Annotated in this window: 22 protein-coding genes; 11 read left to right on the top strand and 11 right to left on the bottom strand. The window is 47.7% G+C overall.

Annotated elements, in window-relative coordinates:
• Positions 1-2: 2 nt before the first annotated feature.
• From MHH56_RS02450 to MHH56_RS02435, 4 genes are read left to right on the top strand one after another with little or no spacing between them, the layout of a single operon-like run.
• The gene (locus MHH56_RS02450; protein ID WP_339206377.1) at positions 3-440 is read left to right on the top strand and encodes a PTS sugar transporter subunit IIA; all 438 of its coding nucleotides are present in this window, start codon (positions 3-5) and stop codon (positions 438-440) included.
• Positions 437-1,609 carry a mannitol-1-phosphate 5-dehydrogenase gene (locus tag MHH56_RS02445; RefSeq protein WP_339206375.1) on the top strand — a complete coding sequence of 391 codons (1,173 nt, stop codon included), beginning with the start codon at positions 437-439 and terminating at the stop codon, positions 1,607-1,609. The genes MHH56_RS02450 and MHH56_RS02445 overlap by 4 nt, the downstream gene beginning before the upstream one ends.
• 5 nt (positions 1,610-1,614) lie before the next feature.
• Positions 1,615-3,348: a phosphoenolpyruvate--protein phosphotransferase gene (gene ptsP, locus MHH56_RS02440; RefSeq protein ID WP_339206373.1), complete on the top strand. Its 1,734-nt coding sequence runs from the start codon at positions 1,615-1,617 to the stop codon at positions 3,346-3,348.
• Positions 3,341-3,601, top strand: a complete 261-nt coding sequence (locus MHH56_RS02435; RefSeq protein WP_339206371.1) for an HPr family phosphocarrier protein — start codon at positions 3,341-3,343, stop codon at positions 3,599-3,601. The genes ptsP and MHH56_RS02435 overlap by 8 nt, the downstream gene beginning before the upstream one ends.
• Positions 3,602-3,831: 230 nt before the next feature.
• Here MHH56_RS02435 and MHH56_RS02430 read toward each other — a convergent pair whose 3' ends face one another.
• Together MHH56_RS02430 and MHH56_RS02425 are read right to left on the bottom strand one after the other, a co-directional pair.
• Positions 3,832-6,069, bottom strand: a complete 2,238-nt coding sequence (locus MHH56_RS02430; protein ID WP_339206369.1) for a YhgE/Pip domain-containing protein — start codon at positions 6,067-6,069, stop codon at positions 3,832-3,834.
• 76 nt (positions 6,070-6,145) lie between these two features.
• A complete protein-coding gene (locus MHH56_RS02425; RefSeq protein ID WP_339206366.1) occupies positions 6,146-6,721 on the bottom strand; it encodes a TetR/AcrR family transcriptional regulator in 576 nt (191 codons plus the stop codon).
• A gap of 243 nt (positions 6,722-6,964) precedes the next feature.
• Between MHH56_RS02425 and ytxJ the strand changes: the two genes are divergently transcribed.
• Complete coding sequence (gene ytxJ, locus MHH56_RS02420; protein WP_076268487.1) at positions 6,965-7,303, top strand: bacillithiol system redox-active protein YtxJ; 339 nt, start codon at positions 6,965-6,967, stop codon at positions 7,301-7,303.
• Between the two features lie 76 nt (positions 7,304-7,379).
• On the opposite strand, the gene MHH56_RS02415 is transcribed toward ytxJ, so the two are convergent.
• Positions 7,380-8,819 (bottom strand): amino acid permease, encoded by a 1,440-nt coding sequence (locus tag MHH56_RS02415; protein WP_339206365.1) that lies wholly within the window; start codon positions 8,817-8,819, stop codon positions 7,380-7,382.
• Between the two features lie 273 nt (positions 8,820-9,092).
• On the opposite strand from MHH56_RS02415, the gene MHH56_RS02410 reads away from it, so the two are divergent.
• Positions 9,093-9,707: a PH domain-containing protein gene (locus MHH56_RS02410; protein WP_339206364.1), complete on the top strand. Its 615-nt coding sequence runs from the start codon at positions 9,093-9,095 to the stop codon at positions 9,705-9,707.
• Between the two features lie 104 nt (positions 9,708-9,811).
• Positions 9,812-10,480: a hypothetical protein gene (locus MHH56_RS02405; RefSeq protein ID WP_339206362.1), complete on the top strand. Its 669-nt coding sequence runs from the start codon at positions 9,812-9,814 to the stop codon at positions 10,478-10,480.
• A 760-nt stretch (positions 10,481-11,240) separates the two neighbouring features.
• Here the strand turns inward: MHH56_RS02405 and MHH56_RS02400 are convergent.
• The 6 genes from MHH56_RS02400 to MHH56_RS02375 form a co-directional block, all read right to left on the bottom strand.
• The gene (locus tag MHH56_RS02400; RefSeq protein ID WP_339206360.1) at positions 11,241-12,467 is read right to left on the bottom strand and encodes an alanine--glyoxylate aminotransferase family protein; all 1,227 of its coding nucleotides are present in this window, start codon (positions 12,465-12,467) and stop codon (positions 11,241-11,243) included.
• Positions 12,464-13,750 (bottom strand): allantoate deiminase, encoded by a 1,287-nt coding sequence (gene allC / locus MHH56_RS02395; protein ID WP_339206359.1) that lies wholly within the window; start codon positions 13,748-13,750, stop codon positions 12,464-12,466. The genes MHH56_RS02400 and allC overlap by 4 nt, the downstream gene beginning before the upstream one ends.
• Positions 13,751-13,777: 27 nt before the next feature.
• Entirely contained in the window at positions 13,778-15,151 is a 1,374-nt protein-coding gene (locus MHH56_RS02390) for an allantoinase (RefSeq protein WP_339206357.1), read from the bottom strand.
• A gap of 206 nt (positions 15,152-15,357) precedes the next feature.
• Positions 15,358-16,437, bottom strand: a complete 1,080-nt coding sequence (locus MHH56_RS02385) for an ABC transporter substrate-binding protein (protein WP_339206355.1) — start codon at positions 16,435-16,437, stop codon at positions 15,358-15,360.
• Positions 16,438-16,494: 57 nt separating this feature from the next.
• Positions 16,495-17,391, bottom strand: a complete 897-nt coding sequence (locus tag MHH56_RS02380) for an ABC transporter permease (RefSeq protein ID WP_339206354.1) — start codon at positions 17,389-17,391, stop codon at positions 16,495-16,497.
• The gene (locus MHH56_RS02375; RefSeq protein ID WP_339206353.1) at positions 17,391-18,152 is read right to left on the bottom strand and encodes an ABC transporter ATP-binding protein; all 762 of its coding nucleotides are present in this window, start codon (positions 18,150-18,152) and stop codon (positions 17,391-17,393) included. Before MHH56_RS02375 ends, MHH56_RS02380 begins: the two co-directional genes overlap by 1 nt.
• A gap of 218 nt (positions 18,153-18,370) precedes the next feature.
• On the opposite strand from MHH56_RS02375, the gene MHH56_RS02370 reads away from it, so the two are divergent.
• Positions 18,371-20,041 carry a PucR family transcriptional regulator ligand-binding domain-containing protein gene (locus tag MHH56_RS02370; RefSeq protein ID WP_339206352.1) on the top strand — a complete coding sequence of 557 codons (1,671 nt, stop codon included), beginning with the start codon at positions 18,371-18,373 and terminating at the stop codon, positions 20,039-20,041.
• Positions 20,042-20,242: 201 nt separating this feature from the next.
• On the opposite strand, the gene MHH56_RS02365 is transcribed toward MHH56_RS02370, so the two are convergent.
• Complete coding sequence (locus MHH56_RS02365) at positions 20,243-21,040, bottom strand: YheC/YheD family protein (protein ID WP_339206351.1); 798 nt, start codon at positions 21,038-21,040, stop codon at positions 20,243-20,245.
• A 191-nt stretch (positions 21,041-21,231) separates the two neighbouring features.
• Between MHH56_RS02365 and MHH56_RS02360 the strand changes: the two genes are divergently transcribed.
• From MHH56_RS02360 to MHH56_RS02350, 3 genes are read left to right on the top strand one after another with little or no spacing between them, the layout of a single operon-like run.
• A complete protein-coding gene (locus MHH56_RS02360; protein ID WP_339206350.1) occupies positions 21,232-22,467 on the top strand; it encodes a hypothetical protein in 1,236 nt (411 codons plus the stop codon).
• 13 nt (positions 22,468-22,480) lie between these two features.
• Positions 22,481-23,428, top strand: coding sequence for a 2,3-diaminopropionate biosynthesis protein SbnA (gene sbnA, locus MHH56_RS02355; RefSeq protein WP_339206349.1), 948 nt, complete (start codon positions 22,481-22,483; stop codon positions 23,426-23,428).
• Positions 23,429-23,476: 48 nt separating this feature from the next.
• On the top strand, positions 23,477-24,466 hold the full coding sequence (locus MHH56_RS02350; protein ID WP_339206348.1) for a 2,3-diaminopropionate biosynthesis protein SbnB: 990 nt from the start codon (positions 23,477-23,479) through the stop codon (positions 24,464-24,466).
• A 130-nt stretch (positions 24,467-24,596) separates the two neighbouring features.
• Here MHH56_RS02350 and MHH56_RS02345 read toward each other — a convergent pair whose 3' ends face one another.
• Entirely contained in the window at positions 24,597-24,962 is a 366-nt protein-coding gene (locus tag MHH56_RS02345; protein WP_076268500.1) for an IDEAL domain-containing protein, read from the bottom strand.
• Positions 24,963-25,149 lie beyond the last annotated feature (187 nt).

Here is a 25,149-nt window from a genome sequence, read left to right as displayed (position 1 = left end):
TCATGACCATTCTATCTACAGAGAAAGTAAAATTAAACGTTAACCTTAAGGACAAATACGAAGCGATCCGCATGGTTGGACAAATGCTTGTTGACGCAGGGCATGCTCCGCAGTCGTATATCGACAAAATGATTGAGCGCGAGGAGTCTCTATCCACCTATATTGGCGGAGGGCTTGCTATGCCTCATGGCACGAACGAATCGAAAGCACTTATTAAATCCACAGGCATGGCCATCATTACCGTACCGGCAGGCGTAGACTTCGGCGGCGAAGAGCCTGCACAATTAATTATCGGCCTAGCGGCTGTCGGCGACGATCACCTTGATATTTTGACCAATGTTGCTGTGCTCGTGTCTGAGGAAGAAGATATGCAGCGCATCTTGAACGCTTCATCGGAGCAAGAATTGATTTCTATCTTTGAATCGGGGATGGAATCATGAAGGCCGTTCACTTCGGCGCAGGCAACATAGGCAGAGGTTTTATCGGTTTGCTGCTGCATAACGCGGGCTACGAGGTATGTTTTGTTGATGTAAATGATACGCTTGTCTTGCAGCTGCAGGAAAAAGGGCAATATGCGGTTAAGATTGCAAACGAGCAAGGCGACACGTATCTTGTTGACCATATAACTGCTATTGACGGTAAAAATATAGATTTAGTCGCTAAGACTATCGCAGAAGCGGATATCGTCACAACCGCTGTTGGCGTATCGGTACTGAAGCATATTGCCGCTGCGGTTGCTAAAGGAATTGAGCTTAGAATCGAGAGCGGCAAAGCCGCTCTTCCGGTTATAGCGTGCGAGAATGCCCTTGGCGGCAGCACGATTTTGAAGCAGTTCGTATATGGCCATCTATCTGAGGATGTACAGGCGAAGGCCGATCAGCATATCGTTTTCCCTGACGCCGCCGTTGACCGTATCGTTCCGCTGCAGCAAAATGAAGACCCACTTGAAGTTATGGTCGAGCCTTTCTATGAGTGGACTGTAGAGCGTTCCCCATTGCTTAATTCGCTTAAGGAAATTGACGGAGTACACTACGTTGATCAACTGGAGCCGTATATCGAGCGCAAGCTGTTCACTGTTAATACAGGGCATTGCGTTGCAGCGTATCACGGTTTCCTTAAAGGCTGCGAGACGATTCAAGAAGCGATGAACAACAAAGAGGTATTGGCAGAGGTACGAGGCGCATTGCAGGAATCAGGAGCTGCGCTTATCAAAACGTATCAATTCGATGAAAAAGAGCATGCGCTTTATGTTGAGCAAATTTTGGAGCGCTTTGTTAATCCTTACTTGGTAGACGAGGTTGTTCGAATCGGCCGCTCGCCTATTCGCAAGATTTCTCCTAATGACCGTCTAGTTAGACCGGCCTCATTAGCTTATAAATTTGGCATGCCTGCCATTCATTTGACCACGGCTATGGCAGCGGCTTTACATTTTAATGCTGCAGATGATCCCGAGGCTGCCGAGCTGCAAGCTTCCATTAAGGAAATAGGCCTTCATTCTACGATAACAAAATATACAGGTTTAGATGAGCAGCATCCGCTTCATATACAAGCGGCAGAGCATTACCGCAAGCTGGAGCAATCACTTCAATCTGCGGCGAAAGGAGTCTGAAGTTAATGACATTAACACTTAAAGGGATAGCAGCATCACCGGGTATCGCCATTGCCCCGGTCTTCCATCTCGCATCCGAGCGTTTCATACCGACTGAGCAATCTGTGCAAGACAGTGTGCAGGAAATAGAAACGTTCCGCCGTGCTGTTGCAAGCACCCGTGAAGAGGTTGAAGCGATTCGTGCAAAAACAGAGGAGCGCCTCGGAGCAGACAAGGCCGAAATATTCGAAGGTCATCTGATGATTTTGGAAGATCCTGATTTCATTGAAGCGATTGAGCAAAAAATAGCCGAAGAATCCATAGATGCTCAATTTGCGCTCCATGAGATATCTAAACATTTTATCGACCTTCTGCAATCGATGGCTGATGAACTGCTAAGAGGACGCGCCGTTGATATTGAGGACGTATCCGGACGCATCATGAGTCATTTGCGCGGCGTTCCGCATACTGACCTAGCCAATCTGTCGGAGGAGTGTATTATCGTTGCGCGCAATCTGACGCCTTCAGATACTGCTCAGCTTAATTTGAACTTCGTACGCGGTTTTGTCACAGAAATAGGCAGCCGCACCTCGCATTCTGCCATTATGGCGCGGTCATTGGAAATACCAGCAATCGTAGGGATCGGCCAAGCGGTTCACGATATGAAAGAGCAAGCCGTTATTATCGTTGATGCGGCTGAAGGCATTGTCCTAATTGAGCCTACGGAAGAAGAGCTGGCAGCCTATCAAGAAAAGAAACAAAAGGATGATCTGCGCAGAGCGGAATTAAGCAAGCTGAAGGATAAGCTCACTTTATCCAAGGATGGCAAGCAAGTAGAGCTGGCAGCCAACATCGGCAGCTTGGAAGATATTCAGCGGGCAATCGACAACGGCGCCGAAGGAATTGGACTTTTTCGTACCGAATTCCTATATATGGGGCGCAGCTCCCTCCCAACGGAGGAGGAGCAGTTCACCAGCTACAAATATGCACTTGAGAAAATGAACTCTAAGCCAGTCGTCATCAGGACGCTTGATATAGGTGGAGACAAGGAGCTCCCCTACATGGAGCTGCCAAAGGAAAGCAACCCATTCTTAGGACAGCGCGCGCTGCGCCTATGTCTCGATAGACAAGACTTGTTCCGTACGCAACTGCGAGCGCTTCTCCGCGCCAGCCGCTACGGCAATTTGAAAATCATGTTCCCGATGATTGCCGTATTAGAGGAGCTCCTCGAGGCAAAGAAACTGCTTGAGGAAGAAAAGCAGAAGCTAATCGCCGAAGGTGTACAGCTTGCCGAGCATATCGAAATTGGCATGATGGTCGAAATTCCAGCCGCGGCAGTCGCTGCCGATCTTTTTGCTCCTGAAGTTGATTTCTTCAGCATCGGCACTAATGATTTGATTCAATATACAATGGCGGCAGACCGTATGAACGAAACAGTATCGTACCTGTACCAGCCATGGCATCCATCCTTGCTTCGCCTCATCAGCTTCGTCATTCAAGCGGCAGAGAAGGAAGGCAAATGGGTGGGCATGTGCGGCGAGATGGCAGGCGATCATACGGCAATCCCTTTACTGCTTGGCCTTGGCCTGCATGAATTCAGCATGAGCGCAGGTTCGATTCTGCAAGCAAGAGAGCTGATTGGACAGCTCGACCAGTCCGAATGGTCAGTTCATGCCAATCAAGCACTGACTATGCGGAGCACTCAGGAAATTACACAATTCGTAGAACGCACAAGAAACGGAGTGATTCATCATGATTAGCAAAACTTACACTATCATCAATCCGACGGGCTTTCATGTACGCCCAACTAAAACCTTCGTCCAAACAGCAAACACCTTTCCTTGTAAAATCAGCGTCATTGCCAAAGGCAAAAAAGTAAACGGCAAAAGCTCGCTTAGCATGCTGACACTTGGTATCGCGATGAATGAAGAAGTGACTTTGGAAATTGACGGCGAACAGGAAGAGCAAGCGCTCGAGACGCTTGGTCAATTGCTCACTGAAATTCACGAATAGTAGATAATTAACGGCTGGCCGAATGAGCAGAGATCATCTTAAATGATCCCTTCCAAAATGGTCAGCCGTTTTTGTATATGACTGTGCGGAGTTAGTCCGGCTCACCTCACTTCCTTGCGCTACATTTGCATACAGAAAAAGACGCTCTCATCCACTTTTCATCGCGTTTGAGAGCGTCTTTGCATATTAGGCTGTACCACGGATTATCCGAGACTAGCCCTTTTTTTAAATTAAACAGATGCCGGAACTGCTGGTTCCAACTGATCGTCCTTCGTTTTCCGATGGGACAAAGTAAAGTACAGATAAGAAAGCACTGCGAACAGAATAGCAATGCCCGCCATAATTGCAACATATCCAGCCATCGAGCTGAAATCTCCGCTTGAGATAATATCTCTAAAGCCTTTAACCGAGTAAGTCATTGGCAGGAACGGCGATACTTTTTGCAACCATCCAGGTACAAGCTCGATAGGGAATGTGCCCGCAGAGCTCGTTAATTGGAAGATAAGCAAAATAACTGCGATAAATCGTCCCGGATTGCCCATTGAAGCAACTAGGAATTGAATAATCATCATAAACGTAATGCTGGTTAGTATGGAGTACATGACGAACAAGCCCATGCTTTGCACTTCCAGCTTCAGCACATAAATAAGAGCAGCATCCGCAATCAATGCCTGAATGGTACCGATTAGCGCTAAAGTGAGTGCTTTACTCAAAAACCAGCTCCAGCCGTTAACTGGACGAACAGCCGGTTCACGAACCGAATATACAATCGTTAATAACATAGCTCCGACATATAATCCAAGCGATAGGAAATACGGCGCAAGACCCGTACCGTAGTTATCTACCTTCGTTACTTTCTCTACATCAAGCTTCACTGGATCGGAGAACATATCCACCATCGTATCGGTCAGCTTTAGATCAGACGTCTTATCCGACGCTTCATTCAGCTTGCCAGACAACTCCTGAGTGCCATCCTCCAATTTCAACAAACCTGAAGCTACTTGCTGCGCACCATCCTCCAGCTCTACCGAACCATTAACGAATGGCGTAATGCTTGAGGACAACTGTGAAAGTCCAGACGTAAGCGTTGCTGCCCCGCTGTTCAGCTGTTTGGCACCTGCTGCAAGTTTTGATCCGCCGGCACTTGCTTCAGCAAGCTTCGAGCCAAACTGATTCATGCCGGTTGAAAATTTCTTCGCACCAGCGACTACTTGCTCTGCCCCTGCACCAAGCTGCTTGCCGCCGGCCGCAGCTTCCTCGACCTTCTTATCGAAGGTTCCAAGTCCATCAGATACTTTGACTAGGCCGTCGCTCAGCTTAGACGCCCCGTCTCTTAGCTGCTTCTGTCCTTCTGAAGACTTCTCCAGACCCGCCGCAAGCTCTCGGCTCGCTTTGAGCAAAGACGCAAAGCTTTCGCTCTCCGCCAGCTCGGGATTCGCCTGGCCCAGCTGCGCCAGCCCATTCGCCAGCTGCGACGCTCCTGCCTTCAGCTGCTCCTCGCCTTCAGCTGATTCCTTAAGACCGCCCGCCAGCTGCCCCGCAGCCTGCTGCGCGTCCGACGCGCCTCCCGCCAGCTGTCCGCTCGCTCCGGCTAATTGCGACAAGCCGTCGCTAAGCTTCACCGCTCCGGCTCCGAGCGAGCCAGCGCCTTCACCAAGCGATGCCGCTCCCGCGCCAAGCTCCTTCTGCGCTGCCAGCAGCTGCGCCAGGCCGCTAGCCAAGTCATTCGTGCCCGTGCTAAGCTCGGCACTGCCTTTGCCAAGCGCCTTGCCGCCATCGTTCAGCTTAGCAACTCCCTCTTTGAGCGTAAGCGATCCGCTGACCAGCTTCGCTAAGTTTTTCTCGATGAGTACAGCTCCGTCCTTCGCCTTCGTCGTCCCATCAGCAATTTCACCTGCACCGTCGCTCGCTTTGCTTATGCCGTCCACGAGCTCCTCCATTTGCTCAAACACAGTGCGCGTATAAGCCGACGTCACTTCTTTGTTAAGCTCCATTTTCATGGTGTCGACTGCTTTGCTGCCAATCTGAGAAGCTAAAAAGTTATAGCTCTCATTAGCTAAATACGTAAGCTTAGCCGGCGTTGGCTTATCTGAAGTTAAAGTGGTTGTTTTCTCCGAGAAATCAGAAGGAATCTCAATGGCCAAATAGTAGCTATGATCTTCCATTCCCGCCTCGGCTTCCCCTTTACTTACGAAATGCCATTCAAATTTTTCATTTTCCTTTAGCTCTGCCTCAAAATCATCGCCAATATGCATCATCTCGCCGTTAAATTCATACCCTTTATCCGCATTAACGACAGCTACCGGCATCTTATCCAAATTTCCGTACGGGTCCCAAAACGCCCCTAGAAACATCGATGAGTACATAACGGGAATCATCAGCACGCCAATTACCGATATCAACAACATTTTGTTGCGGCCGATTCCGGACAATTCTTTACCAAACTGCTTTAAACCTTTGAACTTCAAATCGTCCACTCTCCCAGTTACTGATTGACCATTTCTCTCATTCGGTCATTTCTTTGTGTAAAAAAAGGCATCCAGGTTATTCCGGAGCCAATCCTACTTGCATATAGAATCGCAATTTTTCCGCTACTTGCTGTTTGTCCAGCGGTTCATGCGTTTTTTTCCATTCTACCGTAAGCGCCATATACAAGCGGAGCATAACAAACGCAGTCATTTCTGGATCACAAGGCTTAATCTCGCCCTTATCGATCGCCAGCTGGATTTGATGTTGAATATAACCAACGACTGCTTTCTCTATTTGCTGTATACCCTCCAGCGCCATGGGCGTACCAATCTCGCGTACCTCATGCGATAGCTTAAGTGCAAGCTCATGTTCCTCGCGAAAATCGAGCAGCTGCTCGAGCGCAGCGTTCAAATTATCGAAGAATAATTGATTAGGATCAACAACCTTTTCTGCAACCTGCTTCATTTCAATAATAAGCTTCTTCATAATTTCGTGGAACAACTCTTCTTTATTCGTAAAGAACGTGTAGATCGTCCCTTTGCCCACATTCGCAATTTTCGCTACCTGATCCATGGTCGTCGCCTTATACCCAAACAACGCGAACGACTTCCCCGCAGCATTCACAATCTGCTGTCGTCGATCAATGGCCATTCCTTCACCTCCGAGCATTTCAATCCTTTATCACTTTAAAAACTGACCAAAAAACTAAAATGGTCATTTCGACTTCCGTTATCATAGCACGCTCCAATTCCGATTGCAATACCCGATTCATACAATAGCAATATGGCTCAGGGCATAACGACAAAAAAATGACTTTACTCGTCAAAAAGCGCTATACTATATGTACGGTTTTAATTAATTTCTGCACAGCAGATTAAAAGGAGTGTTCCCCTTATGTCATACAAAGAAATCACGTCCATTGAAGAATGGAATAACGTCTATGAAGCTTCAGCTACTCGTCCACTCGTTATATTCAAGCACAGCACAACTTGCCCGGTCAGCGCTAACGCTTACCAAGAGTTCAATCAATATCTTGATGGGAAACCAAGAGAAGATGTGGAATACGTGCTTGTAAAAGTTATCGAATCGCGTCCGGTTTCCAACCAAATCGCTGAAGATACTTCCGTTAAGCATGAGTCCCCGCAAATTATTTTTATCGAGAAAAAAGAAAAAGTGTGGACGACGTCCCACTGGTCGATTACTAAAGCTCATATTACAGCTGTACTCGACTAATTTTTTTATAAATTTTATTAAAAAAAGCTTCCAGCCTAATGCCTCAGCGCATAACGGTTGGGAGCTTTTTTTCATACTAATCCTCCGGATCTAACTTACATTCTGCCAGCGTCAGCATTCGAGTACGATACTTCCATTTGTGTCCGATAAAGATGGCAAGGAAAAGGGGAATGCCGATGTAGGAGGCGAAGATATAAGCCCAATCAATACGGCCATCCTTGAGCGCGCCGATAAACTGACCGCCAATCACAACAATACAGAGCAGCATAGCTAGGATCGGACCAATCGGAAACCATTTCGCCAAATAGGCCAGATCCTCAAGCTTGTGGCCTTGTGATACATAAGCTCTGCGAAAGCGATAATGGCTAATTGCAATGCCAAGCCAAACGATAAAGCCAGACATCCCCGAAGCATTCAGCAGCCACACGTAGACGACGCCGTCACCGAAGAAGGAAGCTAAGAAAGCGAGCATGCCAAGAGCCCCCGTCGCAAGGAGCGCCGCTACAGGAACCCCGCGCACGTTCAGCTTAGCCAGAAAACGAGGGGCTTTCCCCTCCTTCGCCAGCACCCAAAGCATCCGCGTAGAGGCATACATACCGGAATTGCCTGCTGACAATACCGAGGTCAAAATGACCGCATTCATAATTGAAGCCGCTACGGCAAGACCTGCTCTCTCGAAAATGATCGTAAATGGACTCGTTGAAATGTCCCCGCTCGCGAGCTGCGCGTTTGAATAAGGGATCAACATGCCAATTAGCAATATCGCCAATATGTAGAACAAGAGGATTCTCCAAAAAATAGAACGGATGGCACGCGGGATATTCTCGCGAGGATTCTCACTTTCTCCAGCCGTTACTCCAATTAGCTCCGTTCCTTGAAAAGAGAAGCCCGCAGCCATAAACACGCCTAACGTAGCTAAAAAACCAGCAGGAAACGGATTGTCCGTCAGATTGCTTATGCCAACTGCTTTCCCATTCCAAATGCCAATCACCATCATCAAGCCGATAGCGATAAACACGATTACCGTTACAATTTTGATCATGGCAAACCAGTATTCCGATTCGCCGTAACCCTTAACAGACAGAAGGTTAAGGCTAAGCATTAACAATAGAAATAGACCGCTCCACAAAATAGACGGACTGTTCGGAAACCAAAACTTCATAATAAGCGTGGCTGCAGACAACTCCGCCGCAATCGTTATCGCCCAGTTGTACCAATAGTTCCAGCCAAGTGCAAAACCAAGCGAAGGATCAACAAAACGTGCTGCATAGGTGCTGAACGTTCCAGACACAGGCATATAGGTAGCCATTTCCCCTAAGCTTGTCATCAGAAAATATACCATTATGCCAATCAGCGTATAAGCAAGCACCGCTCCTCCCGGCCCAGCAGAGTGAATGGCACCGCCACTCGCAAGAAACAAACCCGTACCAATAGAACCTCCAAGCGATATCATGGTCATATGCCGAGCCTTCAAACCTCTGCGCAGCGTGTTCGAATCCTCTCGTTGCTCACTCATCATCATGTTCCTCCTTTCCATCTCATCAGTTTGTTGAATTCTCCGTATTTTATCCATCCGATAAAAAGTTTAGTAAAACAATTGATTGAAAAATAGTAAGATAAGCCTCTCTATATAAAAGCAGCAAAAGTTTGTGAATAAGCCGCTAATAAAATAGATAATTATCCAGTATCACACAACGCTAAAATACGACAAATGGACTATCATAATTTCCATTTTTTAATATATAATGAGTAGGTGTGAATTCCACGCAATGATGAGAGGAATGGTAAAATGTTTGGTAAATTAGCAGCAGATGCCCTTGGAATAAGTGATATTGGCGCGATCATCAAGCCCGCAGATTTCAGTAAAGCCGATTCTGACGATTACGTCATGCATGAGGATAACGAGAAAATTTATTTTCTCATTAAGTCAAAAACCGACGAGTATTGCTTCACAAACCTTGCACTCATTCATTTGGACGGCAAAAGTGCACTAAGCAAAAAACGGACATTGAAGCGTTACTCCTATAGCGCGAACCAAATTTCACAGGTTGCATTGGAAACGGCAGGCACGGTCGACCTTGACGTTGAAATCAAGTTCTCGATTGGCTCAATCCCCTTTTCAATTGATGTAAATAAGAAGCATATCGAAGAGCTGAAAGACCTTTATAAAGCACTTATCAAAATCTCAGAAATTACACGCGAGAATGAAATCTCGCTTGAATATGCAAGACGCAGTCTGGATCTCGCGTCCACAACGTTGCAGCAAATCCATAAAGGCGACTTCAATGTCGTCGAACAGTTCGACGGACTGAACAAATCCGCGTTCAACTGGCTTGTAAATACGCATAAGCAATATCGCATCAAGGATTTTGGCGCTATTTTTGAGCGTTATATCAATAACTAGTTAAGAGGCCAATTTCATACGATACGAAAAAAGACGAAGAACGTCCTTCTGCTCATGGCAAAGGGACGTTCTTTTTTTGTCCAAATATAAGGAGGGAACACAACATGCACACTTTTGAACATATGCACACGCTTTTTATTGAAAAACATGTAGAAAACAGAAGCGGTGAGCGCAAAGCGAGATTATTAAGAGGACACAGCTATGGCGAGAAGCTCCTTCTTCAAAATGTATGGTGGCCGGTATTCGGCAATTTTGATTACCTGCACCCAGAATATGAAGTCTATGATCGGAACCGCAAATCATATTTTCTTGATTTTGCATTTCTCCCGCCTTTTGGGCGTTTTGATATAGAATGCGACGGGTTTCAGTCTCATGTCAAAGATATGGATCGCGAGAAATTCAGCTACTCACTTAATCGTGACACTTTCTTAACTGCATTAGGCTGGAAAATGATCCATTTTTCTTTTGACGATATTAAAGATCGACCAGAAATATGCCGCTCCTTACTTCAGCTCGTTATCGGACCTTATTTATTGCATAAAGTAAATATAAATCCTGTTTCAAAAATTGAAAAAGATTTGCTCCTACTCGCATGGCAGCTCGGTCGCCCTATTCGTCCAATTGATGTTTGCAACGCGTGGAAGCTCAACTTCCGCACAGCCCGCAAGCTCCTTGCTGGACTAGCTGACAAAGGTTGGCTCCAATCCGTATCCAAAGGTAGAACCATCAGATATTATGAGCTAAAAAAAGACACTCTTGAGCTCTTATTCTAATATAGCGTAGTGAGGGAATCATGATCAGCATTGCATTTCACTAGTAAACAGCTAATCAGAATTGTGAATTATGTTAGTGATTGCGCTAGTTAATTATGCTAGTTAACTGCAACAGTACATCGCGCTAGTGATCGTGCTATTTAATCACCCTTGTGAATTAAGCTATCCTGTAGAAATGCAGGATAGCGGCTGGATTAGCTCAATTCGGAGCATCTATGTTGTATTTATACCATATAGCATCTCATTTACAAGCTTGCAATACCGAATTACGAGCTAGTTCCTGCAGAAATACAGGATAGAGAGGTTTTACTTCTAAATTAGTGTAAGTTACTGCAAATGTGCAGGATAGCCGCATCAATACAACTAGTTAGCCAAATAGACTATAGTCATCAACCGTCAGCAACTTTGAGCAACAATCACGGTACGGGATAGTGAGAAAATTCATTTAAAACTAAGGACCAAAGTCCAAAAGCATAAACTCACCCAATAAAAATCTATAAATCATTCCTTTTTAGTTCAAATCTAGCAGCTCGTACTCACCTTCAATAAAGAAGCATGCTAATTAATCTACATCTTATATAAATCCATAGCTGCCTGCAGTGCCAGCCGGCTCCCTAACGAGCAAAGACATCAAAACCTAAAGACCAAAGTGCCAAAACCTAAAGCCCACCCAACTAAAATTAAAGCTACAAATCATATTGCTTTTGATCCAAAACAAACAGCCCGCTCTCACCTTATACAAGGGAGCAAGCCGTTTGATCTACATCCCATAAACATCCATAGCCGCCTGCAGTGCCAGGCCTGCTTCCAACTGATGACCATGTCGCAGCAGAACGGCTTCCAGCGCGCCGAGCGTAAGCAACACGTTGCGCTTGCTGCAGCTGTAGCCCATCGTGCCGATGCGCCATATTTTCCCCTTCAAGGGACCGAAGGAGCTGGCGATCTCGATGCCGTAATGATCAAGCAGCATCGAACGTACAGATTCTCCGTCTATGCCAGCCGGAATTTCAATACAAGTAACGACGGTCATTTTGCAGGCGGGGTCGCCGTAGAGACGCAAGCCCATTGCCTCCAAACCAGCAATCAATGCCCCTTCATGCTCACGATGCCGTGCAAAACGCGCCTCCAGCCCCTCTTCCAGCACGAGCCGCAGCCCTTCACGAAGCGCATAAAGCATGGACGTCGCTTCCGTATGATGATTGAGCCGAGCCGAACTCCAATAATCCTGCAGCTGACTCAAATCCAAGTAGTTGCTTTGAATCGGACGCAGCAGCGGGTCATCCTCGTCGTCAGCAAGAAGCAGCCCTCTTTCAACCTTTTTGCGGCTGAGCAGCTTCATCTCTGCACGTTTATTGTACGTAATCGGCGCCATGCCTGCCGGTACGGATAAACACTTCTGCGTGCCGCCAATTACCGCATCGATGAGCAGCCGATCAGTCGCTACCTCAATACCGCCAATTGTCGCAACAGCGTCCACAACGAAGAGCGCATTCACTTCCCTGCACGCTTGCCCAATGCCTTCGAGCGGCTGCATTCTTCCCGTTGATGTCTCGCCATGCACAAGAGCTACGACATCAGGCTGATGCTCCTTTATGGCATTAACTATTTCCTCCGTTAAAAATACACTGCCCCAATCTTTCTCCAGCGTTACAACCTCAGCACCGCAGCGCTTCGCAATCTCGGTCAGCAAATGGCCGAAGCGTCCATAAATCGGCACAAGCACCTTATCGCCAGGCTCGATCAAGCCTACAAGAACAGCCTCTATCCCCGACCTCGACGTCCCATCCACAGGGAATGCCCATTCATTATCGGTCTTAAATAATTGGCGCAGCATCTCCATTGTTTCATTCATTAATGCCGTAAATTCTGGGTCAAATTGTCCCAATATCGGATACGACATCGCCCGCAGCACCCGTGGATCCACCTCGACTGGACCTGGTGTCATAATCGTACGCGGTGATGGCGCCAAATCTTTGTATAGCTTCATAACTCTTCCCCCTCATAGCCTAGTCGATACAGCAGCTCTGTCAGCACGAGTACACCAACCGCAAGCTCCCGCGGCTCTGTATACTCCTCCGGTGAATGCGATATGCCTCGTCTACTTGGAACAAATAACATCGCAGTCGGACAAATATGCTCAAACATTTGTGCATCATGCCCCGCTCCGCTAACCATTCGTTTCGAAGAAATGCCCATTTCACCACAAATATGATCCATATGCCGTTTAAGCACCTCATTCATCGGAACCGGTTCTTCCCTAAACCACTCCGTCCCTTGAATCTGCAGTTGCCTCTCACCGGCCAATGCTGTAAATCGCTGTACGACCCAGCGGCAAAAGCTATCGAGAGCCTGTTCATTGGCATGACGCGCATCTACAGTAAATACAACCTTTCCCGGAACGACATTCGGTACATTCGGAAACACCTGCAGCCTGCCAGCAGTCGCCACTAATGGCGATCCAAGCCGCATAGCCTCTTGACGCAGCGCCCCAATCATCGCACTAACCCCTTCAAGCGCATCCTTGCGCATATGCATCGGAGTTGTTCCCGCATGATTCGATTCGCCAATGACTTCAAACTTCAGTCTACGCTGGCCAGCAATTGTTTCCACTACACCGATAGCGACGCCATCCTGCTCCAGCACCGCCCCTTGCTCGATATGGATCTCAATAAACGCGCCAATATCATGTCGGCGGCTATCCCTGCCCGTTCCTTCGCCAAAGCCGCATTGCTGCATCGCATCCGCAAAAAATACATCTTGAGCATCCTGCAAATGGACAATTTGCTCAAAGTTTCGTTTGCCGGCGATGCTGCCCGATCCCCAGTAAGCCATCGGAAATCGGCTGCCTTCCTCTTCGCATAGGGATACAAGCTCCAGCGTTCGCTTCGGCTTGCCGAATTGCTTTTGCAAATAATCAAGCGCCAGCAAACCCGCCGCAATGCCGTAGGCTCCGTCATAATGCCCGCCTTGAATAACCGTATCAATATGTGAGCCTGTTATAATAGAAGGCGCGTCTCGATCATCGCCTTGTAATTTTCCGAATAAGTTGCCAACGTTATCAAACTCCGTCGTTAGACCGCAGCTCTCCATTTTGAGCGCAAGCGCTTGCTGCGTCTCCAGCCATCCCTCGGTATAAAGCAGCCGCGTTATGCCGCCTTCTTCATCCGGGCTATATGTTGCCAGCCAATTTAATACTTGCATAACCTGCGTCTCGAAATACGATAATAGCCGTTCCTTCTCTCTCGGATGGGAAAGTACACTTCGCATCATAGCTGCTCCTCCTTCCTTAACTTAAACCTAGTGCCTAACCCACTCGCCTTGCATACTCTCGCTTAACCCTTCCGATTCTTCATAGACAAGGCGACCCCTTACGTAGGTAGCCTTTATTTTGCAATGAAGCTCTTCACCGACATATGGGCTATGCTTATGACGTTGATACAGCTGCTCCGCTTCCAGCGTATAAGACTTGTTCAAGTCAATCAGCACAAGGTCAGCGTCTGCACCGATGCGTATTTCACCCTTCGAATCTTGCAGTCCAAATCGTCTTGCCGGCCCGCTTGCCAGCAGCTTGCTGATCAGCGTGAGCGGCAGCCCCCGCTTCACATGGCCTTCTCCTACAATGAGCTCTACCGAGCTTTGCGCTCCGGCGATACCGCCCCAAGCATCAAAAAAGTTGTCCGCCTCCTTCATCGAGGCTGGACAAGGCGAATGATCCGACGAAATCATATCCACTTGCCCTTCGGCAACGGCATTCCACAGCTTCGCCCGCTCCTTGGCATCTCGCAGCGGCGGAGAGCATTTCGCCACCGCTCCCTTACGGTCCAAATCAGCCGCTGTTAAAGCTAAATAATGCGGACAGGTTTCAACCGTAACGTTCATTCCGCGCTCACGCGCAGCCGTAATCAAATTAATGCCCGCCTCGCTGCTAATATGAACAAAGTGAAGCGCACAGCCCGTTTGCTCCGCATAAAATAGTGCCCGATTGATAGCCTCCAGCTCAGCAATAATAGGCCGCGATGCCACATAGTCAGCAGGCGTCAATCGTCCTTCCGCCCGCATCGCTTGACCAAGCTTAGCAACAATCGGCTCGCTTTCGGCATGAAGAGCTAGTACCTTGCCTAGACCCGCGATGATCTTCATGCCTTCGAGCAGCGTATAATCATCTACCTCTCGAAACGCATCCTCACTCGGATCACCCGTCGATGACATGAATGCTTTAAAACCAACCACTCCGGCTTCATCCAAAGGCGCAAGCTCATGCAGCTTGCCTGGCACCAAACCGCCCCAGATGGCATAATCCACATAAGACCGCCCATCTGCAGCCGCCAGCTTTTGGTGCATAGCATCCACAGTGACTGTAGGTGGAATGCCATTTAGCGGCATATCAATATAGGTGGTACAGCCGCCAGCCGCGAGAGCAGCGGACCCCGTCTCAAACCCTTCCCACCCTCCCAATCCCGGCTCATTCAAATGGACGTGTACATCAATCATGCCAGCCATAATCGTTAAGCCCGCCGCATCCACTACCGAATTCGCCTCTATATCATCGAGATTCTCGCCAAGCACAACAATACGTCCCGCTTTGATTCCTATGCCCAGCATTCGCACTTCATCCTTCAATACGACGCTGCCGTTTTTGATCAATATATCCAGTTTCTCTCGACCGACCATCTCACCCTCCGCCTTTCATTGCTCAGTCACTTTTATGCCGTTTATGAGCCGAATCTGCCAAATCGCGTAGCAGCTGCGCTGCTAATGAAATAGGGCCGCGGACAACGAGGTCCGCGGCCCTATTAACTACCTATTTGTGTAAAACTAATCATCTTCAGGAGATGAGCATGTTTTAGCCGCACTCTATTACTATTTCAGCTCTATTTCTATTTCAGTTCCGTAACTATCAAGCTTGCATCTACCTCTTTCAGCAGGCTCAGATCATGATAGGAAGCTGGAGCAGGAATCGATTTGATGTTGCCAACTGATTTCAGATACTCGCCGACAGCAGGTCCGTTGCTTCCATTCACGTAGGTATCGCCAACTTCCATCGAATACACATTCCGTGACATAATTTGAGTCAGCTCTTCCTCACTAAGGTGCAGCTCAGGCGCTAATGTTTTAATCGCTTCCTCACGGTTGTCATTGATATAATCCGTCGCTTTCTTCAAAGCACGCAGGACAGCTTTTAAAGTGTTCGGGTTTTTCTTAAGGAAATCATCTGAAACTTGGATCGTCGTGTGCACGCTCATCCAATTCACATCACCTTGCTTGTCAGGAAGCTCGCTCTTCGTACCGCTGAAGAGGAACTTGCCGCCGCCTTGGATCGCCTTCGTAATGAACGGCTCCCAAGCAGCCAGCGCATCGATGTCACCCTTCTCCAAAGCGACAACCGCGTCGCTCGGTGCAAGATTTACATATTTGATTTTGCTTGCGTCTACACCAAGCTCTTTAGCCATGTTATTGATTGCAATCGTAACGTCAGCTCCGCTTGGAATACCAATCGTTTTGCCTTCAAGATCCTTCGCGCTCTTCAGCTCAAGCTTGCTTGAACCTACAACCGCTTGCGTGCCAGCAATTTGTGCGAGCGGCGCAATGATTTTGACCGGAATGTCTGTTGATTTCAAAATAATATCCATAAAGTTCGTTTGAATACTTACAGGTGCGCTGCCGCCGGCAACCATCGGTCCGATATCCGGTCCGCTCTCGATCAGTTGACTCGTTACATTAAGTCCTTCTTCCTTGAAGTAACCAAGCTTGTCGGCAATAATTTGCTGCGATGAGATTTGTGCATCACGAACACCAACTAGCGTTAGGTCTTTCATCTCAAGCTCTGTGGATGCCGGTGCATTTGCATTTGCATTTGCATTTGCTGGCGCCTTCTCGTTGCCGCCGCACGCAGCAAGCACAAAAGTTAACGACGTAAGGACAATTGCAGATTTAAACCATTTTCCCGATTTTTTCATTGGTATTCCCTCCACTTATCTCTTTTTAGTTGTACTGCTTCAGCTTCGTATGTAGCGTTACTTCTCGATGGCATCTCGAAGTCCGCCTTTACGCCAAGCCATTACCCTCTTCTCAACCAGCTTCAGCAGGTAAGAGAACAAACTATATTCCAAGCCAATCAGAATGATGGCAATGAACATATTCGATATTTTAAAATAATTTCTCGCATCTACGATGATGTAGCCAAGCCCTGATTTGGCCCCCATCATCTCGGAGACGATGAGCGCCGAGAAGGATAAGCCTAGACTCACCTGCGCGCCAACAAGAAAATTCGGAATAGCCGACGGCAGCATCACTCTCGTGAAAATTTGCCGCTCCGTCGCACCCAAGCTGAGCGCAGATCGGATCAGCGTGGAAGGCACCGACTTAAAGCCGTCCAGCGTGTACACCAGCACCGGGATAAACGTCGTCCACGCAATAAGCAGCACCTTCGGAAACTCACCGATCCCGAACCAGATAATAAACAAGGGCAGCAGCGCCAAGGTCGGAATCGGGCCAACTAAGTTGAGAATGGGCGAAAACCATCGTTCAACCGTTTTGAACTTGCTCATGATGACGCCAACCCCTACCGCCACCGCACTTCCGATAACAAACCCAAGCGCAATTCGAATCGTACTAGAGATCAAGCTGTCTGTAATAATCCCAGTCTTCGCGAGCTCCCAGCCCTCCGATAGCAGCACGGTCGGTGCAGGAAGAAAGTTAGGATTAAAAAACTTTGCCGTTTCATTCACTCTAGAGAACAGCTCCCAAAAAACGAAAAACATTATGGATGGGAGAATGTTATATTTCTGAAAAAACTGATTTATTGCCGATGGCCGTTTGCCACGCGCCTGCTTGCTTATTACTGTCGTCCCCGTCCGTGAAGCCTGCATGCTTCCTGTGTCCTTCACGGTAGATAATTTGGCTCCGTTCATTATGACCCCACCTTTGCTTGCGCTAGCTCCAGATGCTCCTCATCCATAAGAACCCGTTCAATGCGGCTCATCATTTCGCCAAAACCAGCAGAATGGGAAGATCGCGGATGTTTAATTCCGACCTCAAAAATTTCTGCAATTTCACCATGCTTCATCACGACAACACGATCCGCGAGATAAACCGCTTCGCTTATGCTGTGTGTCACGAACAGGATTGTTGGTTTGAGCTGACTGCAAATCTTTTGCAGCTCTACTCGCATCGTCTCACGCGTCAGTACGTCCAGTGCGCCAAACGGCTCATCCATTAGCAAAATGTCCGGCTTGCTCGCAAGCGCCCTTGCAATGCCTACCCGCTGTTTCATGCCCCCCGACAATTCACCAGGATAATGTCCGGCGTATTGTTCCAGCCCTACCAGCTTCAGAAACTCCATTGCGGTTTCCTTCGCCTGTGCTTTTGGCATCTTCTGCACTTCTGGACCGAAGGCAATGTTGTCCTTTATGGTCATCCAAGGGAATAAGGCATGATCCTGAAATACCATTCCTCTTGACTTGGAAGGACCCTTAATTTCTTCTCCATCTACGGTAATCGCACCATCATCAGGCAGAAGGTAACCCGCAATCATATTTAACAGCGTCGATTTGCCGCATCCGCTATGGCCAAGTATGCAAATAAACTCATGCGAGTTAACTGTAAGATCTACATTTTTCAAAATCGTTCTGCTTCCAAAGCTTTTCCCAACCTGATTCACCACTAATTTCATTTGTACCAACCCCAATCCCTTGTTGTTGTCAGGTTATATAACACAAAATTGTTTTGTAGCTACATCATAATCCGAATCCATGTCATTGTCATTGTGCATAGTAGCTAAAAATATCCCATATTCCTTGCATAATCCGCACAATCATATATTTACACCCCGCTGCATAGATGATATATTGTGTCATATAATCTAACATAAAAAGCATTGGCGGTGTGGTTATGCTCCTAAAAGAACTCTTATCTCTCCCGGTATATGCGAATGCAAAAATACTTGCCGGACATGACGGCATGACAAATAGCGTCCAATCGGTCAACATCATGGACGCTCCAGATATTATTAACTATTTGAAACCGCAGGAATTGCTTCTCACGACCGGTTATGCGATGAAGGATCAACCAGAGGCTCTGCTCTCACTCGTCAAAAGTATGGCTGAATTCGGATGTGCCGGTCTAGCGATTAAGACCAAACGTTTTTTGCAGGAGGTGCCAAGCGATGTGCTTCAGTGTGCGGAAAAGCTGCATTTTCCGATTATCGAGCTGTCTCTGGCGCATTCGCTGGGTGATATATGCAACGACTCGCTTAGCCATATTTTGGAGAAGCGCACGGATGAGCTGCATTATGCTTTGACGACACATAAACAGTTTTCACAAATGATCATGCAGGGCAAAAGCACAATCGACGTCATTGAAGCATTGTCGCTTCTCATCGACTCCCCGGTTATGCTGATCAATCCACAAGGCGGACTTCTACATCGTTCAAACGCTATGACAACGGATTTGTATCTTGCATTGTCGTCCGATCTTCAAGCAGAGCTGATCTCACCCTCGCTGCACAGCTCTTACAGCATTCCATTCACTTCTCCAACTTTCATTGGCGCACCTTTTACAGCTGTTGAGCTGTACCCGATTGTTACCTTTCAGCTAGAAGGATTGTTGGTCGCTTTGACGAGCGACAGCAGCAAACACTTCAGCAACTTAACGAAACATGCAATGGAACAAGCCGCCAACGTCATCGGACTCGAGCTTATCAAGAAGCAAGCGGTCAAAGAGCGGTCGCGGCGTTATAAAAATGAGTTTTTCTCCGGCTTTGTTGATGGCCTCATCACCTCTGAGCAAGAGCTTATTCATCGCAGCAAAAACTATGATTTGTTGAATCATCCCGTTTACGTCAGCATTGTCGCTAAGCGCGACACCTCTTTTGATTCTTTTCGTCCGCCAAGCGCACTCGAATCTGATGGCCGCTTTATATCCGAGCGCGACCGCCATTACAATGTGCTGAAAAGCGAGTTTTCGAAGCTTGATTTGCGTTTTGTACTTTTTACAAAAAACGAATACTTCTGCTTCCTTATCGCGCTTAAGGCAAATCAAGATGCTGCCAAAGGCACCGAAGATAAGTTTTTAGGGCAGCTGAAGCAAATGGTGCTTTGCCTAAGCGAGCAGCACGGCATCCCCATCTCGATTGGCATCGGGAATCCGGTATCACAGCTTACACAAGTCCCTTTATCCTATAAGGAAGCAATCGAAGCGCTGCAAACAGGCTACGACGCGCGAAAGAAGCAGTTTGTCCAACCTTACCGCGCCAAAGATTTCAGCAACTTGCTGCGGATGATCCCAAAGGAGGAGCTCAAGGAATATTACGAGGAGACGTTCAAGGATTTATTAAGCATTGAAGGCAAGGAGCGCAGCGATTTAATGAAGACGCTCAGCACCTTCTACGATACGCATTGTCAGCTTGCCGAAACGGCAAAGCAGCTGTTCGTGCATCGCAACACCGTCACCTATCGCCTCGAAAAATGCGAAAGGCTCACCGGCCGCGATTTGCGAGATCCCGTGGAGAGCCTTCGCTTCCGTACCGCATTTTCGATGCAGTTGATGTTCATGACAGACTAAGTGCAGACTTGAGCACTCGACTAGCATTACTTTCCACGCTGCAAGGGCATATTTGTGTTTACCAGCAAAATTTCGAGCTGGCTCATATGCCAATTGCACCTAATAAGCATATATATGTGCTTATTAGGTGCTAACTCTTTGGCGCTGGTTGAGCATCTGCACTCTTAAAGCGGTTAGTCGAGCTTGCCCACCCGCTCCGCTCTACCTAACCCCGCGCTTCGCCTTTTTACAGTTCAGCTTGTAGGTTTTTCCGTATGCCTTGCCGTAGCGTACGATTTTACGAAGCATCGATTGGTCATCAAGCAGTAAGAACGGGCATGGATCAGGCAGCGTATTAACTTCAAGTATCCATGGCTTAAGCTCGCGATCAAGCGCAAGATCAACACCTAATTCCTTAATGCCGGGATACGTCTGGTGGAGCTTCATTGCGGTGAGAACGCCAAGCTTATCCATCCCATTCAACATACGCCGCCTCACTGGCGCACTCATATAACGCCTCAGCAAATACCCTGTTGGATAAATCGTTCCTCCCTGACTGCCATTCGTTACAATTTTTCGAGGATGAGCTACTCTGCCCAAAGTTCCCGTCGCCTCCCAAACCCCATGCGGCGACTGCTGCACCACGAGCCTTATATCAAACGGACGCCCCTTATGCCGCAGCAAGCGAATCCCTTTTTGCACTAGGTAAGCCTTCCTTTTCGAATCTCTCAAAATAGACCGATAAGCCGCTTTATAGGTGAAAAAAGCCAACTTTTTTTCTCCAAGCTGGTACGAATAGGGCCGAAAGCCCTCCTCGTCAAGCTCTACCCTCATCACACCTCTCCCCTGTCCACCTCTGATCGGCTTTACATACACCATCCCCCACTGTTTCAACATTTTACGCAGGCTCTTCCTTGTCATCATCTCCGCTTCCGGCAAATGATTCTTTAACACCGAGTCACGTCTCATCACTTCCGATTTGGCCCACTTATCCGCAACCGTACGACGATGTTTCTTCATAAACGATATAGCAGTCACCCTCTCTCTCACAATATACTACTGCCTCATGATTCACTCTTATTAGCATACGAAGCTTGAACGAAATGGATGTAGGCGTTTGTCCCCATAATCAGAACCTAGAGGCGCAAACGACATATGCTTAATTAACGCATTCATTCGAGATATTTGTCCTACAGGAGGCTCAACACCAAATGTCACCATTAGCTCTGCTTCATCCGCATATCAAGCGAATCGTCCAGCATCACCCCTGGTACAACACCCTTCTTCAACAGGATGGAATAGATCCGCAAGCTTGCCAGTTGTCTGATCTTCCGCTCATCACGTCGGACATTTTGGAGCAGCATTATTTTACGGGGAGAGCTCGAGAAGAGGAAGGTTTGTCCGTTTACAAAACCTCAGGCACTTCATCAGGCGTTCGCAAGGCGATTTATTATTCAAAGGAAGATGACGAGAATTATATCGATGCAAAAACAGCCTGCTTTCAGGATTGGATGACCGCCAGCACTGCCGCTGAGCCTCCCGTCCCTATTCGCAGAGCATTTGCCGACATGGGTACAGGGCATGCAGCAAATACTGCGCTGACCATCTTTGACCGGCTTGGCTTGGAAGCAGACTCCCTGTCGTTCTCGCTCCCGATTGAAGAGCATATTGCGAGGCTGGAATCCTATCGTCCAGAGCTTCTTTATACGATGCCGTCGATTTTGGATGCTATCGTCTCTCACGCAGAGGAACCAAAGCAATTTGGCATCAAAAAAATAATATTAGTCGGCGAAATCGCCCCGCTCCAGTGGCAGCACAACATGGCCGAACGGTTCGGAATCGAGCCGCAGCATATTTTAGACACGTATGGCTCGATTGAAGTTGGAGCGATCGCCTCCTATTCACATGAGCTTGGGCTATATGTCATCGCTGATGGCATTTATGCCGAGGCAATACCGGCGGAGCAAATCGACGACAGCTTTGAACCACTGAAAGAGAACGAAGCCGTTCTCGTATTGACCTCTTTTGTACGTTCATTGTTCCCAGCCATGAGGTATGTCACCTACGACGTCGCGCGTGATTTTCAAACCATTTGCATCGACGGCAAGCAGCGGCAATGCTTCAGCTGTATCTCCAAACGAATCGGCACGGATTTGAAGCATGGGGAAAAAATCAGCCTATACGATATCGAAAGTGTCGTACACCAATACATCCATGACGCACAGCTTCGAGTAAGACTCCATGAGAATAAGCTGCTTGTTCATATTCAAAGCAAATCGCTGAAAGATGAAATGCTTGTCCATATCAAGCATGCTATCGAGCATAAAATTGGGGACATTGGACAAATGATTCAAAATCGCATGCTTGAGGGCATTTCGGTAACACGCGCAGCGGAAAATGAACAACTTGAACGCGGGACGGTGAAATCCAAAAAAATTTATTTTTAAGGGGTGTTAGCCTTTGGAGAGAAATTTGTTGTCCATCATCGGGAATACGCCGCTCGTCCAGCTCTCGAAGCTGTTTGCGAACGATCGCGGCATTAAGGTATTCGCAAAGCTTGAATTGCTAAACCCGGGAGGCAGCGCGAAAGACCGCTCCGCCGCCCGTATTATTAATAAAGCATGGGATGAAGGCTTGATCGGGCCCGGCTCCGTCATCATTGAGTCCAGCTCAGGGAATATGGCAATTAGTCTCGCTGCCATCAGCTCCTATCTCGGCATGAAATTCGTAAGCGTCATTGATCCGAAGGCGACGCAGCAAAATATCCGCATCATGCGTGCTTATGGCGCAGAGATCGAACTGGTTGAAGAGCCTGACATTGAGACAGGTGAGTTTCTGCCCGCAAGATTAAATCGAGTACAGCAATTATTAGAGCGCATTCCCAATAGCTTCTGGCCGAATCAATATTCGAATAAAAACAACTATTTGTCTCACTATGAGGGTACGATGCACGAAATTGTTGAAGAGCTGGGCCACGTCGATTTTATTGTCGGCGGAGTCAGCACCTGCGGCACCATGTTAGGCTGCTCGCAATATGTGCGCGAGCATAAGCTATCCACGAAAGTGGTAGCTGTCGATGCGGCAGGCAGCGTTATTTTCGGAGGAGTGAACGGCAACCGCCGCTTCCCGGGACTTGGAACAGGTATCATACCGCCCTTTGCCCAGACGAGGTTTATGGATCAAGCTATAATGGTAGCCGATAAAGATATGGTCGATGGCTGCAGACTGCTCGTTGCGCAGGAATCGATTTTGGCAGGACCTTCCTCTGGCGCGATTATCCATGCCTTAAAATCGATCGAGCACGAACTCCCCGATGATGCCATATGCGTCGTTATTATACATGATCGCGGAGAGAGATACATGGATACCGTATTCAACGATGAGTGGGTAAAGCAGCAGTTCGGCTGAATTCGCTCCGAAATTTAGCACACTCCCTAATCCAAAAACGAGAGGAACATGACCGTGCTATATCTCGGCGATGAACATATTCGCACTATCGGATTGCACTGGGAAGAGCTTGTTGACAGCATAGAGGTTGCGGTGCAAATTATCGATTCCGGCGATTATGCACAGCCGATAAAGCCCTACCTGCGTTATCGCAATCCAGCTAATCGCATCATAGCTATGCCTGCATACATCGGCGGATCGGTAAAGACTGCCGGTATGAAGTGGATCGCTAGCTTCCCAGGCAATATCGACGCCGGTTTGCCAAGGGCACACAGCGTCACACTGCTCAACAACGCAGAAACAGGCATTCCTTACGCCATGCTGGGCACCCCGCTGCCGAGTGCTGCCCGGACAGCTGCAGTCAGCGGTTTATTCATCCGCCATTATCTAAAAACACGCACCGCATCAAAAAGCTTAAAGGTTGGAATCATCGGCTTCGGGCCTGTAGGCCGGCTTCATTACGATATGTGCTGCCGCTTATTCGGAGAGCATTTAGAGGATATACAAGTGTATGATATACGCGGATGCGAGCTGGATAACCCTGACCTTGCTGCTGTGGACGCTGCACTGCGCCACCGTACGCGTCTCGCCAGCAGCTGGCAGCAGTTATATAACGAATGCAATCTCATTATTAATTGCACAGTAAGCTCTCAGCGTTATATCGATACTCCTCCCGCTGAAGGCACTCTTCTGCTCGATGTTTCTTTACGGGATTATACAGCAGCAGCTATAAGCGGCATTAACGCGATTATCGTCGACGATTGGAATGAGGTTTGCCGCGAAAATACTGACATTGAGCTGCTGCATCTTGAGAGCGGCTTAACAGAAGCACAAACCACCTCCCTAACCGATGTGATATGCCGCGAAGCGCTTGCCAGCACCTCCGATTCGGAGCCCATATTATTTTGTCCGATGGGCATGGCTGTGTTTGATATGGCGATAGCCGATTATTTCGTCCAGCGAGCGCAAGCGTTTGGAATCGGACTACAGCTTAAGTAATGCTCCCAGTGGAAAAATGGCTATATGCCGCTTCTCGGGTATACAAAAAAAGGATGACACCAGCGGCACGCATGGCATCATCCTTTTTTTCGTTGGTGCTATGATGTGATAGGAGGCAAACCTGCTCCGATTAAGCAGATTGACCAAGTCGATTGACTGGAAATGAATATACCTTCGAACGTTCTCCAGCCTCAGCCGCTTCTTCGCTAGCTTTCTTCGCATTGGTCAGCTCCATAAACCAAGCCTCATCCCATGTATCTAAAGCTAAGTCAATTGCATTTTGAAAAACCTGCGCATCATTTATAGTAATTTCGGATACGTTTTTGAGCCATGATGAACGAACGGCTACGGTTTTCCCTATAACCTCTACGTTATCCGACTTTACAACGCTCACGGTTACAAATCCTTGCAAAATATCGATGGTTTCGACAAAACCATGAATGAGCTCGCCATCTTTTGTTTTACCTTGTACCCAATCGCTTATGTTGAATTTCATCTCCAAACACCACCTATCCCTAATAGTAAGAATACCTCGTTAACTGTAACTTTTTTTGGTACACTTGCTTTAAAAAAGTAGACGCTTCTTTTATGATTAAGCTACGTCCTATTGGTGACTTCCATACTGTAAGTTTAATAATTACAGTTACCTTTGTCAAGTTGTTCATGAGAAATGGACGTTTTGG

Origin of the sequence: Paenibacillus sp. FSL K6-3182 (assembly GCF_037976325.1) — a bacterium.
In the GTDB taxonomy this organism is placed as follows: Bacteria; Bacillota; Bacilli; order Paenibacillales; family Paenibacillaceae; genus Pristimantibacillus.
This window is presented reverse-complemented; position numbering and strand designations above follow the sequence as displayed.

Excerpts from the sequence above, each read along its gene's own strand:
- MHH56_RS02450 (WP_339206377.1), top strand. The coding sequence starts at position 3 with ATGACCATTCTATCTACAGAGAAAGTAAAATTAAACGTTAACCTTAAG.
- MHH56_RS02445 (WP_339206375.1), top strand. The coding sequence starts at position 437 with ATGAAGGCCGTTCACTTCGGCGCAGGCAACATAGGCAGAGGTTTTATC.
- ptsP (WP_339206373.1), top strand. The coding sequence starts at position 1,615 with ATGACATTAACACTTAAAGGGATAGCAGCATCACCGGGTATCGCCATT.
- MHH56_RS02435 (WP_339206371.1), top strand. The coding sequence starts at position 3,341 with ATGATTAGCAAAACTTACACTATCATCAATCCGACGGGCTTTCATGTA.
- MHH56_RS02425 (WP_339206366.1), bottom strand. The coding sequence starts at position 6,721 with ATGGCCATTGATCGACGACAGCAGATTGTGAATGCTGCGGGGAAGTCG.
- ytxJ (WP_076268487.1), top strand. The coding sequence starts at position 6,965 with ATGTCATACAAAGAAATCACGTCCATTGAAGAATGGAATAACGTCTAT.
- MHH56_RS02415 (WP_339206365.1), bottom strand. The coding sequence starts at position 8,819 with ATGAGTGAGCAACGAGAGGATTCGAACACGCTGCGCAGAGGTTTGAAG.
- MHH56_RS02410 (WP_339206364.1), top strand. The coding sequence starts at position 9,093 with ATGTTTGGTAAATTAGCAGCAGATGCCCTTGGAATAAGTGATATTGGC.
- MHH56_RS02405 (WP_339206362.1), top strand. The coding sequence starts at position 9,812 with ATGCACACTTTTGAACATATGCACACGCTTTTTATTGAAAAACATGTA.
- MHH56_RS02400 (WP_339206360.1), bottom strand. The coding sequence starts at position 12,467 with ATGAAGCTATACAAAGATTTGGCGCCATCACCGCGTACGATTATGACA.
- allC (WP_339206359.1), bottom strand. The coding sequence starts at position 13,750 with ATGATGCGAAGTGTACTTTCCCATCCGAGAGAGAAGGAACGGCTATTA.
- MHH56_RS02390 (WP_339206357.1), bottom strand. The coding sequence starts at position 15,151 with ATGGTCGGTCGAGAGAAACTGGATATATTGATCAAAAACGGCAGCGTC.
- MHH56_RS02385 (WP_339206355.1), bottom strand. The coding sequence starts at position 16,437 with ATGAAAAAATCGGGAAAATGGTTTAAATCTGCAATTGTCCTTACGTCG.
- MHH56_RS02380 (WP_339206354.1), bottom strand. The coding sequence starts at position 17,391 with ATGAACGGAGCCAAATTATCTACCGTGAAGGACACAGGAAGCATGCAG.
- MHH56_RS02375 (WP_339206353.1), bottom strand. The coding sequence starts at position 18,152 with ATGAAATTAGTGGTGAATCAGGTTGGGAAAAGCTTTGGAAGCAGAACG.
- MHH56_RS02370 (WP_339206352.1), top strand. The coding sequence starts at position 18,371 with ATGCTCCTAAAAGAACTCTTATCTCTCCCGGTATATGCGAATGCAAAA.
- MHH56_RS02365 (WP_339206351.1), bottom strand. The coding sequence starts at position 21,040 with ATGAAGAAACATCGTCGTACGGTTGCGGATAAGTGGGCCAAATCGGAA.
- MHH56_RS02360 (WP_339206350.1), top strand. The coding sequence starts at position 21,232 with ATGTCACCATTAGCTCTGCTTCATCCGCATATCAAGCGAATCGTCCAG.
- MHH56_RS02350 (WP_339206348.1), top strand. The coding sequence starts at position 23,477 with ATGACCGTGCTATATCTCGGCGATGAACATATTCGCACTATCGGATTG.
- MHH56_RS02345 (WP_076268500.1), bottom strand. The coding sequence starts at position 24,962 with ATGAAATTCAACATAAGCGATTGGGTACAAGGTAAAACAAAAGATGGC.